The organism is Flaviramulus multivorans, from assembly GCF_021728415.1.
GTDB lineage: Bacteria > Bacteroidota > Bacteroidia > Flavobacteriales > Flavobacteriaceae > Sabulilitoribacter > Sabulilitoribacter multivorans.
In genome coordinates this window covers 700,590-719,085 of the sequence record NZ_JAKKDV010000001.1, presented here as the reverse complement: position 1 = coordinate 719,085, position 18,496 = coordinate 700,590, and the positions used below count along the sequence as shown (strand labels likewise).

Genomic DNA, 18,496 nt, shown 5'->3' with positions numbered 1-18,496 from the left:
TAATTAATGGTGTTATTGGAGTTTATTTAGCCATTTACTCAAGCTTACAGATTCTAAAACTAAACCAACTGCATAAGGAATAAAAAAGGCTGCAAATTCTAGTCTAGTTATTTCATTATCAATTTTATAGTAAGGGTAGAAGAGGATGAAAAAAACAATGAATTTTAAAAAACTTCCTGCTAAAAATAAAAATCCTAATTGGCTTTTATACTTTTTTTTAAGCAGATAAAGTGCTCCGAAAATAACAATGACTAAAACCAGATTTACTATATAGGATAAAACAATCTTGTTTTCGAATAACGGTATCTGTAATAAATGCAAAACACCTAGATGAACTCCAAAAACAATACACAGGATAATAGTAGTTTTTAAGGTAAAACTGAAAAATGGGTTTTTCATTAATATTTTATTCGATTGACTTGTTTAAGAACAGCATATAAGGAAATGCCAACACCAAGTAACGTCATAATGATAATGTAGAGTTTATTGCCATCATTATAATTGGTGTCTAGCCACTTGCCTATAAGCACAAACAGGTAAATGGTTACTCCCATTTGAATCCCAATTCCCGTGAGTATTGCTACGTTTTTAAGCTGTTTTTTCGGCTTCTGGTTTTCTTGTTTGTCCGCCATTATTCATTTCTTTTACTGCGCCTTTCATTACGCAAGTTACATTGAATGTGGCTCCAGGTTCTACGGCCAGTTTACCAGCAACTACTTCCCCTTCAACATGTGCCGATGCTTTTAAGGTTAATGTACCCGATAGTGCTAGTTTACCTGAAAATTTTCCCTCAAAATAAGCATCAGTGCCTTGTAGAGTACCTTTTATTAGTCCCGATTTACCAAGCACCACTTTTCCTGTAGTTTTTACGTTACCTTCAATAATTCCGTCAATTCTAAAATCGCCTTCGCTATTAAAATCGCCTACCATCTTAGTGCCTTGGGCAATAAGATTTTGGTTTGATGTACCTTCTACCATTTGTTTGTCTTTTTTGTTTTCAGAGAACATAATACGTTAAGTTTAATTGTTATTTAGATTCAAATAAGCATCCAAATTTTTATGAATTTGAATAATTTGATAATTTGTAGATGTTACTACAAAATATGGGGTTTTTATTTTTTTCTTGTCTTCTTTTGTTAGTAATTGATCAAATGTTCTAGCAACCGTTCCCGTTTTTAACCCATGTACAATTACAAAACTAATGTCTTTATTATAAACATCTTTTGACGATGATAATTTATAGTATTTTATATTTTTTAAAACAGTATCTAAGGTTTTTTGAAACTCAGCAATCTTCTCCGGTTCAGAGTTTTTAAATTGAAACACTACTTTATAATGGTTAGAAATACTATCACTTTCAGCCACAAAATCTGTACTTGCTAATTTTGGCAACAAATTAGTTTCAATATTCTGTGCTTGCTTACCTTCTAGGGTATTAGCATAAGTAATAGCAAGATAGTTTATAGCTTTACTATAAGCTTCGTATCCATTTAAGCGACCTAACGCAGTTGCTTTTAATAATTCGAATTTTGGGACGATGGGTTCTCCATCAAATCTATTTATATAATCTTCACTTTTAGAAATAACCTCAGCATATTCTTGGTTTTCATGCAGAAGGTATAACGCTTCGTATAAACTTTCTGGACTGTTTTCATCTTTATCCGAAACTAAATCAGGGTTGTTCAAAATAGTTGCATACCTAGAATTGGGGTATTTTGAAACAATTTCGTTTTTAGCAATCGTAGCCTCATCATTTTCTCCTAAAAGCTCATATATTCTATACAAATTGTACTTAGATGGTAAAATTAACCGTTCCTCCGGATTACTCTTTAGCAAGTTTTGAAGCTTTCTTTTAGCCAATCCGTATTCTTTAAATTTCTCTTTATAAATTAACCCTAATTGGTAATAAGCGTAATTTCTATCCTTTGAAATGCTATCAATTTCTTTTTCTGTTGAAGGGATTTTGGATATATAAAATTGCGGATCGAATTTTTCCTCATCAGATGCTGAGGCAATTAAGTTATCGGTAGAATTTGCTGTGTTATCTATAACTCCTGAGATACCTTTACTAGACCATCTCCAATCATCTTCTAAGGTTCTATCTCCCCAAATTTTTATAAACTCATTTTTACCGTAAGCTACCGTTGTAGGGTTATAAAAATAAAACACTGCTGACTGATTAGGAGCGCCTATTCTTGGTCCTTGCCCTCCAATAGTATTGTTTACCGTAGCTAATCCACTATTTCGTTCAGCAGCTTCTTGCTTTTCTTTTTCTTCCTCGGCTTTGGCCTTTAAATCTTCAACAAAACTCTCAAAATAAGCAATACGTTCAGGCTCTGAAAGGTTTATTAAATCTAAAATACTATCGTTTGTTTTTGCAATGGCTTCATAATAAATAACATCTTCTAGATTATCTCTTTTCCGCTTAATTACACGGTAAGGCTTTGAGTTAAGCACTAAGTTACTCATTGTGCTATCATAATATTTTCCAGCTTCAGCATACAAAGAAGCATCAAAATTCATATCGCCTAAAATTTCATAATTTTTTGCTTTCAAGAATTTGTCTACTGAGTTGGTTCGTAAAGACTTATTGTAATACGCAACTGCTAAAGAATCAGAACTATTATTTAAATGAAATGTTCCTATTTGATGATATATTTTATCTAAAAAGGGGCGGTTTTCTCTGTTTTCTTCTAATTCTGTGAGTAGTTCTGTGGCTTCTAATTTGTTTCCGTTTTCGTAATCGAAGTTTTTAATTTTTTCGAGATGCGCTGTTATTAAATAAATTCGAGGTGTTTTTCTGTTAAGTTCAATTACTTTATCAAATGCAATATTTGCGCTGTCTTTATAACCCAGTTCATTGTACAATTGCCCTTGAATAAAGCGATAGCGACCACGTTCATCATTGCTTTTTGTGGCATTTGATGCAATTTCCAGTTGAGTTATTGCTGTATCAATAGATTTTGTGTTTAAATAAGCTTGAGCCAAAATAGACGTTGCATCGGCTAAGTCTTGACCTTCTAGTGATTCTTGTTTTAGTAATCGCTTCAGATTTTTAATGGCTAACTCGTTATTATCCAACCGGATATTCGTTTTTTCGCGCCATACTTTAGCCTGATTAATTTTATCGCTTGCAGGATATTTGTAAAGAATGTAGTTAAAAGCTTCTAGTGCGGGAATAAAACGCTGATCGAAATACCGAGCCTTTCCTAAAAGTAAATACGCTTCATCGATTTGAGGATTTTTTTCCTTACCATCAATATTCATGCTGTGCTTCTGAATAGCTTTAGTTGCTTTTTCTTCGGCTCTCGTAAAATTGTCGTTTTTAGATTGCCCAGGAAGCACAATCTCTTCAAAAACCTGCATACGTTCAATAGGCAAGACTTCCCAATAATTGTCAAAATACGCCTCGTTAAGATTATTTCTGCCTTGTTCTAAAGCATTATATCCATTATAAAGCGCATTAAATTCTGCTGTAACAGCGTGGAAATTTCGATTAATAAACTTATCCTTTTTTCTGGAACAGCTTGTAACCAAAAAAGAAGCTAGTAAAACAAGTAGTATGGCTTTAGTAAATATTCTCAAATGCTGGTGTTTTTAGTCTAAAATAATAACTGCAAACTCTTGCTATTATTATATATAGTGGTAAAAATAAGCATCTTTTTGAATTAACCTAAAATATGCAATGACTTTTGGATGAAATACTAATTTGAAAAATGTGCTTCCAATTCTTTTAAAGTAGCAGTACTTGTTGATAAATCTTTTACAATTTCTCCTTTCTCTAGCACAACAATCCGCTCACAAACGTCCGTTACATGTAATAAATCGTGGCTTGAAATTAAAACCGTTACGCCTTGCTTTTCGGCTAAATCCTTAATAATGCTCTTTAATCGAATTTGCGTTGTTGGATCTAGGTTGGCAAATGGCTCATCCAAAATTATAACTTCTGGGTTTCCTATTAAAGCCGCCACAATACCTGCCTTTTTCTGGTTTCCTTTACTTAAATCACGCAAATACTTTTTTTGCCCCAATATTTCTCCATGAAAGAAGTCTTCAAATTGAGAAACGAGTTTATCTACATCTGCCTTGTTTTGTCCACGCAATTCACCAATAAAATAAAAGTATTCTTCAGCGGTTAAATAACCAATCAAAAAGCTTTCATCAATAAACGACGCTGTAAAAGGTTTCCAGTCTTCACTTTCATTTACTTTTATCTGGTTGTTTTTTATATATCCTGTTGTTGGTTGAATTAAGTCTAAAAGTAAACTGAAATACGTTGTTTTTCCAGCACCATTGTTGCCAACTAATCCGAAGCTTTGTCCTTTTGGGATGTCTAAAGATTCTATATTTAAAACGGTATTACCACCGTATTTTTTTGATAAGTTTGATGTTATTATCATGATTGTATGTTGTTAGTTATTTTGATCAAAAGCATTGATCATTTTATATTTTGATTCTAGATATTTTTCCGTAATTATTCTCATCAATTTTTGGTGAAATACAATACCTACCACACCTAATAATCCCATTATTAAACAAGCTATTTCAAAACCTATTAAAAAATAAAATAAGGCAAATAACCCCATTGGAAGTAACAACAACGGAATACCTATAAGCCATTGTACGGCACCTGTACCTTGGTAGTTAAAAGCTGCTTTTTGGCTTAAATCTATCTTCTTTCTATTAAAGGAACCGCCATATAAAATAACATGGGTATTAACGCCTACGTTATAAATAGCTGCTGCAAAATGTGCCAATAAAATTTTCCAACCAAAAAACACATAGGGAATGCCTAATACAAAAAGAATTACCACACTTACTGCCATGAGTGTAAATTTTGATTTTAAATACTGTTCGTACTTAATATTTTGGCTCATAAGTAGCTTGTAATAGCCACTATCCCACGCTGGAATAAATTGCCCGAAATTAATTAGAAATATACCCGTTGAAAACACACCAATGAATACGAAAAACCATGGTAAATTTTGATAGGTGGGTTGTGGATAGAAAAACAATCCATAAAGCAATCCTATTGCCAACATCCAAACAGACGATTTTGTTCGTTTATTGCGCCAAATAAGTTTTAAGTCTAGCTTTAAAAACGGTGCAATATCTCCAAAGTTTTTTGTCCATTCTAAATTGGATGCATTAACTTCCTTTATTTTAGTTTTTAAGCCCGAGTCTAAAAATAATTTTCTTCTTAGTAATTTAAAATTGAACAAGTACAACCCCATAAGTATGAGTAATGGGACTAAAATGAAAATGGGCGACTCATAAATAGCATTAAACCCTTTTGCAACAATTTCGTTAAACGAAATAATATTAAAGTGATTAAGCGCATATAGTCCTCCTGTAAGTAATATGATAGGGAGAAAGGAAAGTTCTGTTTCTGAGGAAAAATTTTCTATTATAAAATTTAAAAAATTAATAATTAGTACTGTTAAAATCAAAGCTAGCATCCAAATTAAAACAGAATTAACTGGGTAACCCTTTGTTATTAAGGTAATTCCAAACGGAATAAAAGCAAAGAGCGGTAAAAAGTTAAAAAAGGATAATGCTGATTTACCTAAAACAAAGTTTACAATTTTACTTCTTTTAATGGGTAGTGTTAATAATGGTTTTACACTCATTACTGGAAGTTTCTGGAAGAAAAACCTAAAAACTAAATCGGCTAATATCCAGTAAAACAATAAGCCATTTACAATAAGTAATGGGTCTTTATCAGGAAAAACTTCCTTTAATCCAGGATAAAGTGCTATTCCCATTATTAAAAACATGGCAATAAAATACAAAGACAAAAAGCCCATAAATATTTTTATGCCCAAGCTTTTTCCAAAACTTGCAGACCTTAAAAAGGATTTCCATTCTAATCTTAAAAAATGTTTTATCATAGCAGGTTATTAGTTATATTTTTGAGCAATCGCCTGAACTTCCATTCCCCAAGATTGACCAAACATCATGGCTTTTTGAGTTAGCCCAAGCTGTTTTGTTGCCAGTTTTTTTCCTAAATCAGTATTATAAAAAACAACCAACTCTTGAATTTCACTTTGTGTAAATTCTGCCATATATAATTCCGCCATTTTATCATACAAGCCATCTAAGGTTCCATTGGCTTCTTTAATATAAGCTTCTTTGTTTTCTTCTGAAACCATAGCACCAATTTGTTCTATAGCAGTTTTAAAAGCATCGCCTGCACCTGTGAGTTTTAAAAACTCAACGGTTTCTTTTTTAAAATCTGAATTGTCTTGTGCTTGAATTTGTGTAGAAACGCCTAAAATAAAGAGACTTAAGAGTAAAATTTTCTTCATGTTATAAACTTTTTAATGGTTAGTATTAATATTACTGTAGATAAATATAATATGTTGGTAAACTTTTTAGGGTAATTGTTACAAACAAAGTTAAAATTTGAAAACCAACTTCACTATTTTTGCTAAAAATAAATTTACATGTCATCATTTCACAAACTTGCAATAAAAAATATTGAGCGTTTAACCGATAAATCTATAAGCATATCATTTAATGTTCCCGAAAACTTAAAGGAAACCTTCGCCTTTAAAGCTGGACAATATATTACTTTAAAAACTATTATTGATGGTGCTGAGGTTCGTAGAGATTATTCGCTTTGCGAATCCCCAAAAAGCGGTGAACTTAAAGTGGCTATAAAAGAAGTTACCGATGGTACTTTTTCGGCTTACGCGAATACTAAATTACAAGCGGGTGACACAATTGAAGTTGCTTCTCCAAAAGGGCGATTTATTTTTGAACCCAACGATTCTAAAACTAAGAACATTGCACTTTTTGCTGCTGGTAGTGGCATTACACCTGTTTTAAGTATAATAAAATGTGCTTTAGAAGAAGAGGTTTATAGCAAAGTAATTTTGGTTTACGGTAATAAATCTACTACCGATACTATGTTTTTAAATGAACTTTTAGAGCTTCAACACACATATAAAGATCGTTTTTCAATTCAATTTGTGTTCAGTCAACAAGATGAAGACGACTCTATTTTTGGTCGCATTGAAAAAAGTACCGTTAATTATGTTATGAAAAACAAGCATAAACATATCGAAGTTGATGCATATTACCTTTGTGGTCCAGAAGCCATGATTCATACCGTTAAGGATGTTTTAACCGAACACGGAATTGATAAAGATAGAATTCATTTTGAGCTATTTAAAGCATCAAAAGTCGACGAGGTTGAGGAGCTTGGAAATGTTTCAAGCGGAAAAACTAAAATTACTGTTACAGTTGATGATGAAACTACCACGTTCGAAATGTCTCAAAAGCAAACCATTCTTGAGGCTGCTTTAGATGAAGATTTAGATGCACCCTATTCTTGTCAAGGAGGTATTTGCAGTAGTTGTTTAGCACGCATAAAAGAGGGTGGAGCTACGATGAGGCAAAATAATATTTTAACAGAAAGCGAAGTGGCTGAGGGCTTAATTTTAACCTGTCAAGCTCATCCAACAACTCAAGAGATTGTTGTTGATTATGATGATGTCTAAAAATAATAAATGAATTAGTTTTTTTAGAAGCTTCCCTTTTAAATAACTCCCTTTATTTTTTCAATAATAGTTTCAGGAGTTATGCTTCTAGAAGCCTCTTTGTAGTTTTTTGGATACTTGTTTCCATATATAGAAGTTGGAATTAACGGGAATTGTTCCCTGTCTGCCAAAAGTGTATAATCTTTGGGTTGATTAAATGGTGCAAATCCTGCGTACGGATGGGTTACTCCCCAAATGGTTATTACTTTTATTCCTAACATGGCTGCCATATGGGCATTTCCAGAATCCATCGAAAGCATGACGTCTAAATTTGAAATTAGATCTAATTCTTCCTCTAAAGATAGTTTTCCGGCTACATTATGTACATTTTCAAACCTTCTATCAAAATCATTTAAAATATCAATCTCCTTATTTCCGCCTCCAAATAAAATCACTTTGTGCGCCTTTGAAAGTTCTTCTATAACCTTTATCATTAAATCTAGCGGGTACATCTTACCTTCATGAGCTGCAAAAGGAGCAATGCCTATGCGTTTTTCTGAACTACTTCCAATAAGATTTTGAATGTTCTGATTTAATCCGCCCTTATTCGGAAATTTAGGATTAGATAAATCTACCGTAAATCCAAGGGTTTTAAAAACATCAGCGTAACGCTCGTATGTTGTTTTTAGTGGTTCAAAAGTTTTACCATAAGTTAAAAGACGCTTTTCTTTCCTTCCCTTGTCAATGGAAACGAATCGTTTACACCGTACAAACTTTTTTAAAATCTTACTTCTTAAAACATTATGTAAATCGGCTATAGCATAAAAATGATTGTTTTTATTCAGTTCTCTTGCTAATTTATAAAGCCCAAAAACACCTTTGTGTTTACCTTTTAGGTCTACTGGAAAAACAGACACATTTTGTAAATCTCTAAAAAAAGGCGCAAAAAAATCACGTGTTAAAACCGTGATTTTTAATTCTGGATACTGTTGATTTAATGCTCGTAAAACCGGAACTGTAATGGCTACATCTCCTAATGAAGAGAATCGAATAACCAAGATGTTTTTTGTAGTTTCAGGCATCTTTACTCATAGTATGAGATTCCTACTTTTATTGGAATTTATTTCTGAGAACGAAGAACAGGGTTTAATTCATCGTCATTGTACATCTTCATTTGCTTGTACACTTTCATGTACTTATCGCCTTTTTCAATATCACTTAAAAGTGTATCAATAGCGGTTGATAAATCTACGCGTTGCTCTAATAAAACGCCTAATTTTTTTTGACAAGCAGCTCTATGTGCATCAGAAGCATCTTTACGAGTTGCTTCTTCGTTCATATGATAAATTTTTAAAGCTAAAATTGAAAGTCTATCGATTCCCCATGCAGGACTTTCTGTGTTAATTGTTGCATTAGCCTTTGGAGTTACATGATTGTATTTTTCAAGAAAATAACTGTCAATATACTCAACCATATCGGTTCTGTCTTGGTTAGAAGCATCTATTTGACGCTTTAATTTTAAAGCAGCAACCGGGTCTATTTGTGGGTCGCGAATAATATCTTCATAATGCCACTGTACCGTATCAATCCAACATTTTCTATATAACAAATGTTCAATTAAACTAGTTTTTGGGTAGGCATTTTCAAACGGTTGGTCAACCGTGTTTATAATGTGGTATTTTTCAATAACGTCTTGAAAAATCTTGTTGGCTTTACTTGTAAACATATGGCATTAAATTTAAGGTTACAAAGCTACATAAATTATATAAGAACTTTTTATATTGATGAAAAGTAGTTTTAAGGTTTTGAAATGTATAAATAGATTTAATTAACTTTACTTTTGAAAAACTTATTACAAATATGCATATTCATAACATCTCTAAAGAAAACTCTATTCTAAACACTTTTATTTCAGAAATTAGGAATAAAGAAATCCAAAAAGATAGCATGCGCTTTAGAAGAAATATTGAGCGTATTGGTGAAATATTAGGCTATGAAATGAGCAAAGTATTGAGCTATAAAACTAAGGATGTGGCTACGCCTTTAGGCACTGCTCAAATTAATTTACCAATAAATGATATTGTTTTATGTTCAGTTTTGAGAGCTGGTGTTCCATTACATAATGGGTTGTTAAATTATTTCGATACTGCAGAAAATGCTTTTATTTCGGCCTATCGTCACCACAAGCACAGCCCTGAAAGTTTTGAAATTATAGTTGAATATTTAGCATGCCCAAATCTAGAAAACAAAACTCTAATTTTAGCAGATCCTATGTTGGCTACAGGGCAATCTATGGTAGCTACTTTTGAGGCGTTAAAACCTTTTGGTAAGCCTAAAGAAATTCATTTAATAAGTGTGATAGGTGCGCAAGAAGGCATTGACTTTGTAAACAAGCATTTTGATAATAATGTACATTTATGGGTTGCAACTATAGATGACACCCTAAATGAAAAAGGCTATATTGTACCTGGGCTGGGAGATGCCGGTGACCTAGCATTTGGTGAAAAGCTACAACAGTAATAGTGTAAAAGGCATTAAAACTAATACTAATAAAAACACCTCTTTAAACCACTTTTCTTTGATGGTTTCAATATAGTTTGTAATTATTATCGCTAAAGGCGCAAATAAAAACAGAAACTCGCTTCCGTTTTTTACCGGACCCAGTATCACAATAAAAAATGCAATGATTGCTGCCACAATAATAATTTTAAAGGATGCACGAGAGGCCTTTTTTTTGTTCTTAATATTTTTCAAGTAAAAAATTGACGACCATATCCCAAAAGATAAAAGTACAGTTAAGGCCACAAGGTGTTTCATAGAGTTATAATTACTAAAATCGTAACTCATTTGAGGAGACACATCAAATAATTCAAAATAACTATCATATAAAATAATCGACACAGAAACCGCTATTGTAAAAACGGTTAATACCCCTAAAAAAGGTATGATCCAATGGCGAATATTCTTATCAGCATATAAGACAATTGCAATCAGTATCAGTAGGAAAAATAAAATAGCCCAAAAATAAAATAATGCTCCGATGGCAATCCAAAATGAAGCATCAAACAGTTTCTTATTTATGTCTTTTTCAGAACGTAAGCTTATTATTCGTCTTAATCCTAATAGGACAAAAAAGTTAGATATTAATATATTTGAATGACTTGTTGTTTGGGTAATTGTTAGTAAAAACAAACTAAAAAGTAACATTTCATAATTGTTTTTTTTAGTTAAACTATTCTTACTTACAATAAAGTTTAAAAGCAAAATAGAGGCACAAATTACAAAAAACAAAGTAGTTTGCTTTCCAATAAATCCCAGTGTAATCGCTTCATTAACTACATTGAACTTAGCAACAATAAACGCCAAAAGTGCTATAAAAAAAATAACAATAAAATTTATTGACTTTGATTTATTAAAAATACTTGTTATCATTAACTGTTTTTGTATTTTTGCTTTGTAAATATACTAACAATACGTTTAGAAAATAATAAAGTTACATCATGAAAGATTTCTTTTACGCTATACAAGATTTATTTGTTAATGTGCTTTTCGCTCCATTTGACGCGTTAAGAGCTTTAGAACTAGAAAACTGGTTTGCAGCAAACATAGTTTCTTGGTTATTCCTTATCATTGGCTTGGTTGCCACGGTTTATTGGATGGGGCAACTTAAAATTTTTAATGATAATAATGAGGAAGACAAAAGTATTTCTTCTCATTCATTCTTATAAATCAAAACCAATATCTTTACGATAATACATCTTATCAAAGTGTAGTTTTTCTATATTTTGATAAGATTTTTTTATGGCTTCTTTGTACGTATCCCCATAAGATGTAATCGCCATAACACGACCACCTGATGTTATTATTTTACCGTTTTGAACTTGAGCACCTGCATGAAATGGAATTGAATCTTTGATGGTTTCAATGCCTGTTATTTCTTTACCTTTTTCATAACTTTCAGGATATCCTCCTGAAACTAACATAATGGTTGTTGCTGCGCGTTCATCTATTTCAATATCAATTTCATTAAGCGTACCATTTGCCATAGCTTGCAGTACTTCTACCAAATCGTTTTTAAGTCTTGGGAAAACAACTTCGGTTTCAGGATCACCCATACGCACATTATATTCAATAACTTTCGGATCATCTCCTACTTTTATCAGCCCTATAAAAACAAAACCAACATAAGGTAAATTGTCCTTTTTAAAGCCTTCAATAGTTGGTTTTACAATACGATTTTCAATTTTATTTAGGAATTCATTTGTTGCAAAAGGCACTGGAGAAACAGCTCCCATGCCCCCAGTATTTAATCCCGTATCACCTTCACCAATGCGCTTATAGTCTTTAGCTGTGGGCAAAATTTTATAATGCTCGCCATCAGTTAACACAAAACAACTTAATTCTATCCCATCTAAAAACTCTTCAATCACCACTTTGGTACTTGCTTCTCCAAATTTTGCATCAACAAGCATACTTTTTAATTCTGTTTTTGCTTCTTCTAAATCATTTAATATCACGACACCTTTTCCAGCAGCTAAACCATCAGCCTTTAAAACATAAGGAGGTTTAAGAGTTTCTAAAAATTCATACCCTTTTTCAACCGTTTCTTTTGTAAAGCTCTCATACGCTGCTGTTGGAATGTTATGGCGAAATAAAAACTCTTTAGCAAACTCTTTACTGCCTTCTAATTGAGCGGCAACTTTTTGTGGCCCAATAACAGATATATGTTTTATTTCTTCATCATTCAAAAAATAATCGTGTATCCCTTGTACCAATGGGTCTTCCGGACCAACAACAACCATATCAATATTTTTCTCTAAAACCAATTTCTTAATGGCGTCAAAATCAGTAACACTAATATTTACATTAGTCGCTACAGTGTTTGTTCCTGAGTTTCCTGGTGCTACAAATAACTGGCTGCATTTTGGGCTTTGGGCTATTTTCCATGCAAACGTATGCTCCCTTCCTCCAGAGCCAAGAATTAAGATATTCATATAGTTTTTGTTGTTTGCGCAAAAATAAAACTAATGACTCTAATACACGAATATTTTTTATTTACTTTACAAATTATGTTTCATCATTTGAATTTATTCAACCTTTCTTTAAAATTAAATGGCTTCCCAATTAGGAAAGCTAAAAATCTATTGAAAGAAATTCAAAATAAAAGTGATAATGACTTTGAAGTTTATATAGATACTAAAAAGCATGAAATTATTGCTTATCATTTGCAGCATAATTCTTTTTATAAAGAATTTTCAAAAGGCTTAAATCCTTTAGATTGGAATACAGTTCCAGTAATAACCAAAAGAGATTTACAACAACCTTTAAGCGATAGACTCTCCAACGGATTTGCCAAAAAAAATGTTTACATAAATAAAACATCTGGTTCTTCTGGTGACCCATTTATTTTTGCTAAAGATAAGTTTTGTCATGCTTTAACGTGGGCAGTTATAATGAATCGATTTGGATGGTATGATTTAGATTTTAACTCATCTAAACAAGCCCGTTTTTATGGGATTCCTTTAGACAAAAAAGGATATTATATAGAGCGTTTTAAAGACGCCTTAAGCAACAGGTATCGATTCTCAGTTTTTAATTTGAGTGATGATTCGTTTGAAAAACACTTAAAAAAGTTTGAGACAATAAAGTTTGATTACATCAATGGATATACCAGTTCCATCATTCAGTTTGCTAAATTTCTTCAGAAAAAAAACTGTGTTTTAAAAAATATTTGCCCTAGCTTAAAAGCTTGTGTGGTGACATCCGAAATGCTTTTTGACATTGACAAAAAACTTATGGAAACACAATTTAGAGTTCCAGTAGTTAATGAATACGGTGCTTCCGAACTTGATTTAATAGCTTTTGAAAACCCTAATGGAAAATGGCAAGTAAATAGTGAAACGCTATTTGTTGAAATTCTTGATGAAAATAACAATGTTCTACCTTTTGGAGAAGAAGGTCGCATTGTAATTACGTCGCTTTATAACAAAGCCCATCCGTTTATCCGATACGATATTGGTGATATTGGTGCGCTTTCAAAAGATAGTACTCTTAAAAAACCTATACTTGAAAAGCTAGTTGGCAGAACTAACGATATTACTATTTTACCTAGCGGAAAAAAAGCTGCTGGTTTAACTTTTTACTACATTACTAAAAGCATTATTGAAGACGATGGAAATGTAAAAGAATTTGTTATTGAGCAATTGAAACTCGATACGTTTAAAATTATTTATGCAAGTCAAAAAGAACTTTCCGAAGAAAAAATAAGAAGAATAGCTAAAGAAATGGAAACCTACCTAGAAAAAGGGTTAACCATATTCTTTGAAAGACAAGACCAGTTAATTCGCTCAAAAAGTGGTAAATTGAAACAGTTTTCATCCTACTTAAATCAAAATACATGAATATTACCATAGTTGCTGGTGCTAGACCAAACTTCATGAAAATCGCACCCATTATTGAAGCCATCCAAAAGAAAAAAAATGAGGGCTTTAATATTAATTACAGGTTGATACATACCGGACAACATTATGATAAGAATTTAAGTGGAACTTTTTTTGAAGAATTAAATATCCCGTTGCCAGATGTTAATTTAGAGGTTAAAAGTGGTACACAAGCTGAACAAACCGCAGCCATAATGATTGGTTTTGAGAAAGAACTAAAACAAAACCCATGTGATTTAGTAATGGTTGTAGGTGATGTAACCTCAACTATGGCTTGTACTATTGTAGCTAAAAAAGCACATATTAAAGTAGCCCATGTCGAAGCTGGAATTCGCTCTGGAGACATGCGCATGCCTGAAGAAGTTAACAGAATTGTTACCGATAGTTTAACGGATTATTTCTTTACAACCTCTATACATGCTAACAAAAACCTAGAACTATTAGGTGTTGGACAATCAAAAATCTTTTTTGTTGGAAACGTAATGATAGATACTTTGCTAAAAAATGAAAATAGATTAAAACAACCGACTCTGTGGAAAGAATTAAATCTATCAAATAAAAAATATTTGGTAATGACCCTACACAGACCAAGCAATGTTGATGAAGAAAAACAGCTAAAAGAGTTAATCACCCAAATTGTAACCCTTGGTAAAGATTATCCTATTATTTTTCCAGTACACCCTAGGACACAAAAGCTTTTAAGTGAATTACATTTGAATTTTGAAAATCTTCATTATGTTACCCCTCTCGGGTATCTAGAATTTAATTATTTAGTTAAAAATGCTTTAGCTGTAGTAACTGATTCTGGTGGAATTACCGAGGAAGCAACCATTATGAATGTACCTTGTATTACATTAAGAGATAGTACTGAACGTCCAGAAACTTGTGATATTGGAACTAATATATTGGTAGGAAGTGATTCTGAAAAAATTACGATGGTATTTAAGCTTTTATACTCTGGTACATGGAAACCAGGTGGTATCCCAGAATTATGGGATGGACATGCTGCTGAGCGAATTGTAAATCATTTAACACATGCTTTTAAACTATAAATGAAGGAAATCCTCATTATTACAAATTACTTTCCTCCGGAAACTGGAGCTGCCTCAAACCGTATTTTTCATTTAGCCGAAGGTTTGCAAAAACACAATTTCACAGTTTCGGTTATAACACCATTACCTAATTATCCTACTGGGAAGGTTTTTAAGGCGTATAAAGGCTGCTTTAAGTGTACTTCAAAAGAAAACAATATCAGCGTTCATCGGATATGGATTTATGCTAGTAATTCTAAGAATAAGCTCTTACGCTTAATAGCTATGTTATCCTATAGTTTTAGCTTATTTTGGTTTTTTATTTGGAATAAAATCCCTAAAACTGTTATTATCCAATCACCACCGTTACTTGTTGCCTTTACATCCGTACTTTTTTTGCGTTCTAAAAAAAGAAAGCTCATTTTAAATGTAAGTGATTTATGGCCTATTGCTGGTCTAGAGCTTGGCGCATTAAAAAAGAATTTTAGCTATAAACTCCTTGAAAAAATTGAACGATTTAATTACAAACACTCTAATTTAATTTTAGGTCAAAGTAATGAGATATTAAATCATGTTACGTCCATTTTTCCTAATAAACACATTTTTCTATATAGAAATTACCCAAATTTTGAAGCACCAAAACTAATTCAGAATGGTAGTTCAAACGGAAAATTAAAAATAGTTTATGCAGGTTTACTTGGTGTAGCACAAGGTGTTTATAAATTGTGTAATGAACTCGATTATTCTAACATTCAACTACATATTTATGGGGATGGGGCTGAAAAACAAAAAATTGAAGACTTAATTGCAGAAAACCGTGCGTTAGATATTGTGTATCATGGTGAGGTTACAAGGCAAGAACTGCACAAAGAATTACTCAATTATGATATTACAATAATTCCTTTGATAAACAGGATTTATGGCGCTGTGCCTTCAAAAATATTTGAATATGCACGATTGGGGTTGCCCATGATTTATTTCGGTGGTGGAGAAGGTGAAAACTTAATAAAAACTTATAGTTTAGGTTGGGTTGCCAAAGCGGGTGATTACAAGCATTTGAATACTGTTATATCTAAAATACAGGTTTCAGATTTACAATTAAAATGTAAAAAGAAGATACAACAAACTTCAATAGAAAACTTTAACTTTAATACTCAGTTGGGACTCCTTGTCAAAAAACTTTAATATGCCTTTTCTTCTCCTTTTAAAGCATTAATAAACGTTTGAACAATAATCTTGATATCTAATAAAAGTGACCAGTTTTCAATGTAAAAAATATCGTATTTAACACGGTTTATTATATCCTTATCGGTTTCTACTTCTCCTCTAAAACCACTTATCTGAGCCAGTCCTGTTATTCCAGGTTTAACAAAGTGTCTCACCATAAACTTGTCAATTCTTTGCGCATACATGTTTGTATGGCTTACCATATGGGGGCGTGGTCCTACTACTGACATATCGCCAAAAAGCACATTAAAAAATTGCGGCAATTCATCAATACTAGTTTTACGAATAAAAGCACCTACTTTTGTCACACGCAAATCTCCTTTAGTTGCTTGATATAAGTGTGCGTCATCATTAGGCTTCATTGACCTAAATTTATAGCAATCAAATTCTTGGTAATTAAACCCATTTCTGGATTGTTTGAAGAAAACAGGCCCTTTAGACTCTAGTTTAATTAGTATTGCCAAAATTGGAGTTAGCCATGATAAAACGAAAACTACGATAAAGGAAGAAATTAATATATCAAAAAATCTTTTCGTTGCTTTATTTATGGGGTCTTGAATTGGGATAGCTCTTAATGATAAAACTGGAATATAATCGTAATACTCATATTTTAGTTTTTTAGAATAAATGTCCTTATTGTCCGGTATAAATTTTAATTCTCTAAGGTTGTTATCCGCAAAATCAACAAGCTTATTTATTTGTTTGTTTGATAGCTCCGCCACGGAAAAATAGATTTCATCAATATTGTTTTCGATAACAAATTTCAAGCATTCTTCAAATGATTTGCTGTCATCAATAGTAAACTGTCCTTTAAAATTGTACCCAAAATCAAGCCTAGTTCTTATAGTTTTTATTAGTTGTCGAATTCTTTCATTGGCTCCAATTACTATTACATTTCTAGTATTCCCTTTTAGTACTGCTCTATATTTTTTTAATAAAAAAAACGTGAAAAATTTAAAAACTGTAATAAATAAAAAAACTGCTAACAAATAATTACCTAAAGCCAATCTACTTATATTAGGTTGTTTAAAAAACCCAATGAATGCATATAAAGTTATTGCAAATAACAAAAACTGTATTATTAAAAGGGGAATGATTTGAATAACTCTTGTGTGCCTTTGAACCTCATAAAAGTGGTTCCTGAAAGAAATTACTATCCAGATTAATGATATATAAAAGTTGAATAAATATATATTAGTAAGGTTGATTTCAAACAAAAGAACACTAAAATTTATAATCAATAAATCTATGGTACCAAATAGTGGCTTAATAATCCCTGAATATCGACCTTGTTTGTAGCTCAAATTATTTTTTTATGAAATTTTTAAAATCTCTATGTTCACTTATATAAAGCTCTTCTTTCGTCAAACTTCTAAAATAATCAAAAGTAATTTTCATTCCTTGTTCCCTACCTATTTTTGGTTCCCATCCTAATAGTTTTTTTGCTAAACTAATATCCGGTTGCCTTTGCATTGGGTCATTAACAGGTAGGGCTTTGTAAATTGTTTTTTGAGTAGTTCCTGTTAATTTTATAATTTCTTCTGCAAACTCTTTAATACTTATTTCATGAGGATTACCGATATTAACCGGTCCTACATAATCGCTTAAAAGCAATCTATAAATACCCTCAACTTGATCATCAACATAGCAAAAAGATCTGGTCTGAGAACCATCTCCAAAAACAGTTAAATCTTCTCCTCTTAATGCTTGCCCCATAAATGCAGGTATAACACGACCATCGTTGAGGCGCATTCTTGGACCATAGGTGTTAAAAATTCGAACTATTCGCGTTTCCAAACCATGAAATCTATGATACGCCATGGTAATAGATTCTTGGAAACGTTTTGCTTCATCATAAACTCCTCTGGGCCCAATGGTATTTACGTTCCCATAATAATCTTCAGTTTGAGGGTGCACTAATGGATCTCCGTATACTTCTGAGGTTGATGCAATAAGTATTCTCGCGTTTTTAGCTTTAGCTAAACCTAATAAATTATGAGTCCCTAAAGACCCTACTTTTAATGTTTGAATGGGTATTTTTAAATAATCTATTGGACTTGCTGGTGAAGCAAAATGTAAAATATAATCCAAATTTCCATCTATATTTATATGCTTTGTAACGTCGTGATGAATGAATGTAAAGTTTTGATTCCCTTCAAAATGTTGAATGTTTTTTTTATTGCCAGTAATAAAATTATCCATAGCAATCACAAAATAACCTTCCTTTATAAATCGATCGCATAAATGTGATCCCAAAAACCCCGCAGCACCAGTAATTAAAACTTTTTTCATTTATTTTTTGCTTATAAGATGT

The 18,496-nt window shown here is 32.0% G+C and carries 19 protein-coding genes; 6 read left to right on the top strand and 13 right to left on the bottom strand.

Going from position 1 to position 18,496, the window contains the following annotated elements; genetic code table 11:
- Positions 1 to 12: 12 nt before the first annotated feature.
- The 7 genes from L3X39_RS03190 to L3X39_RS03160 form a co-directional block, all read right to left on the bottom strand.
- Positions 13 to 399, bottom strand: coding sequence for a hypothetical protein (locus L3X39_RS03190; RefSeq protein ID WP_237230297.1), 387 nt, complete (start codon positions 397 to 399; stop codon positions 13 to 15).
- Positions 399 to 632 carry an AtpZ/AtpI family protein gene (locus L3X39_RS03185; protein WP_262910950.1) on the bottom strand — a complete coding sequence of 78 codons (234 nt, stop codon included), beginning with the start codon at positions 630 to 632 and terminating at the stop codon, positions 399 to 401. The genes L3X39_RS03190 and L3X39_RS03185 overlap by 1 nt, the downstream gene beginning before the upstream one ends.
- A complete protein-coding gene (locus tag L3X39_RS03180; protein WP_237230295.1) occupies positions 589 to 1,008 on the bottom strand; it encodes a bactofilin family protein in 420 nt (139 codons plus the stop codon). The genes L3X39_RS03185 and L3X39_RS03180 overlap by 44 nt, the downstream gene beginning before the upstream one ends.
- A 12-nt stretch (positions 1,009 to 1,020) precedes the next feature.
- Complete coding sequence (porW, locus tag L3X39_RS03175) at positions 1,021 to 3,585, bottom strand: type IX secretion system periplasmic lipoprotein PorW/SprE (RefSeq protein ID WP_237230294.1); 2,565 nt, start codon at positions 3,583 to 3,585, stop codon at positions 1,021 to 1,023.
- 119 nt (positions 3,586 to 3,704) lie between these two features.
- Positions 3,705 to 4,400, bottom strand: coding sequence for an ABC transporter ATP-binding protein (locus L3X39_RS03170; RefSeq protein WP_237230293.1), 696 nt, complete (start codon positions 4,398 to 4,400; stop codon positions 3,705 to 3,707).
- 12 nt (positions 4,401 to 4,412) lie between these two features.
- Entirely contained in the window at positions 4,413 to 5,891 is a 1,479-nt protein-coding gene (locus L3X39_RS03165; RefSeq protein WP_237230292.1) for a DUF5687 family protein, read from the bottom strand.
- 9 nt (positions 5,892 to 5,900) lie between these two features.
- Complete coding sequence (locus L3X39_RS03160; RefSeq protein WP_237230291.1) at positions 5,901 to 6,308, bottom strand: DUF2059 domain-containing protein; 408 nt, start codon at positions 6,306 to 6,308, stop codon at positions 5,901 to 5,903.
- Between the two features lie 138 nt (positions 6,309 to 6,446).
- On the opposite strand from L3X39_RS03160, the gene L3X39_RS03155 reads away from it, so the two are divergent.
- Complete coding sequence (locus L3X39_RS03155; RefSeq protein WP_237230290.1) at positions 6,447 to 7,505, top strand: ferredoxin--NADP reductase; 1,059 nt, start codon at positions 6,447 to 6,449, stop codon at positions 7,503 to 7,505.
- A 38-nt stretch (positions 7,506 to 7,543) separates the two neighbouring features.
- Here L3X39_RS03155 and L3X39_RS03150 read toward each other — a convergent pair whose 3' ends face one another.
- Positions 7,544 to 8,566, bottom strand: coding sequence for a glycosyltransferase family 9 protein (locus L3X39_RS03150; protein ID WP_237230289.1), 1,023 nt, complete (start codon positions 8,564 to 8,566; stop codon positions 7,544 to 7,546).
- A gap of 38 nt (positions 8,567 to 8,604) precedes the next feature.
- Positions 8,605 to 9,210 (bottom strand): DUF4254 domain-containing protein, encoded by a 606-nt coding sequence (locus L3X39_RS03145; protein WP_237230288.1) that lies wholly within the window; start codon positions 9,208 to 9,210, stop codon positions 8,605 to 8,607.
- A gap of 134 nt (positions 9,211 to 9,344) precedes the next feature.
- Here L3X39_RS03145 and upp point away from each other — a divergent pair, with 134 nt between their 5' ends.
- Complete coding sequence (gene upp, locus L3X39_RS03140) at positions 9,345 to 10,004, top strand: uracil phosphoribosyltransferase (protein ID WP_237230287.1); 660 nt, start codon at positions 9,345 to 9,347, stop codon at positions 10,002 to 10,004.
- On the opposite strand, the gene L3X39_RS03135 is transcribed toward upp, so the two are convergent.
- Entirely contained in the window at positions 9,993 to 10,916 is a 924-nt protein-coding gene (locus L3X39_RS03135; RefSeq protein WP_237230286.1) for a DUF6427 family protein, read from the bottom strand. The two genes, upp and L3X39_RS03135, sit on opposite strands and share 12 nt — an antisense overlap.
- A gap of 68 nt (positions 10,917 to 10,984) precedes the next feature.
- On the opposite strand from L3X39_RS03135, the gene L3X39_RS03130 reads away from it, so the two are divergent.
- Positions 10,985 to 11,212 carry a DUF6341 family protein gene (locus L3X39_RS03130; RefSeq protein ID WP_237230285.1) on the top strand — a complete coding sequence of 76 codons (228 nt, stop codon included), beginning with the start codon at positions 10,985 to 10,987 and terminating at the stop codon, positions 11,210 to 11,212.
- Here the strand turns inward: L3X39_RS03130 and purD are convergent.
- On the bottom strand, positions 11,207 to 12,478 hold the full coding sequence (purD, locus tag L3X39_RS03125) for a phosphoribosylamine--glycine ligase (RefSeq protein ID WP_237230284.1): 1,272 nt from the start codon (positions 12,476 to 12,478) through the stop codon (positions 11,207 to 11,209). The genes L3X39_RS03130 and purD overlap by 6 nt on opposite strands.
- Positions 12,479 to 12,511: 33 nt before the next feature.
- Here purD and L3X39_RS03120 point away from each other — a divergent pair, with 33 nt between their 5' ends.
- The 3 genes from L3X39_RS03120 to L3X39_RS03110 are packed head-to-tail and all read left to right on the top strand — an operon-like array spanning position 12,512 to position 16,140.
- A complete protein-coding gene (locus tag L3X39_RS03120) occupies positions 12,512 to 13,885 on the top strand; it encodes a phenylacetate--CoA ligase family protein (protein ID WP_237230283.1) in 1,374 nt (457 codons plus the stop codon).
- Positions 13,882 to 14,976, top strand: a complete 1,095-nt coding sequence (gene wecB / locus L3X39_RS03115) for a non-hydrolyzing UDP-N-acetylglucosamine 2-epimerase (protein WP_237230282.1) — start codon at positions 13,882 to 13,884, stop codon at positions 14,974 to 14,976. The genes L3X39_RS03120 and wecB overlap by 4 nt, the downstream gene beginning before the upstream one ends.
- Complete coding sequence (locus L3X39_RS03110; RefSeq protein ID WP_237230281.1) at positions 14,977 to 16,140, top strand: glycosyltransferase family 4 protein; 1,164 nt, start codon at positions 14,977 to 14,979, stop codon at positions 16,138 to 16,140.
- On the opposite strand, the gene L3X39_RS03105 is transcribed toward L3X39_RS03110, so the two are convergent.
- A complete protein-coding gene (locus L3X39_RS03105) occupies positions 16,137 to 17,486 on the bottom strand; it encodes an undecaprenyl-phosphate glucose phosphotransferase (RefSeq protein WP_237230280.1) in 1,350 nt (449 codons plus the stop codon). The genes L3X39_RS03110 and L3X39_RS03105 overlap by 4 nt on opposite strands.
- A 1-nt stretch (position 17,487) precedes the next feature.
- The gene (locus L3X39_RS03100; protein WP_237230279.1) at positions 17,488 to 18,474 is read right to left on the bottom strand and encodes a UDP-glucuronic acid decarboxylase family protein; all 987 of its coding nucleotides are present in this window, start codon (positions 18,472 to 18,474) and stop codon (positions 17,488 to 17,490) included.
- Positions 18,475 to 18,496 lie beyond the last annotated feature (22 nt).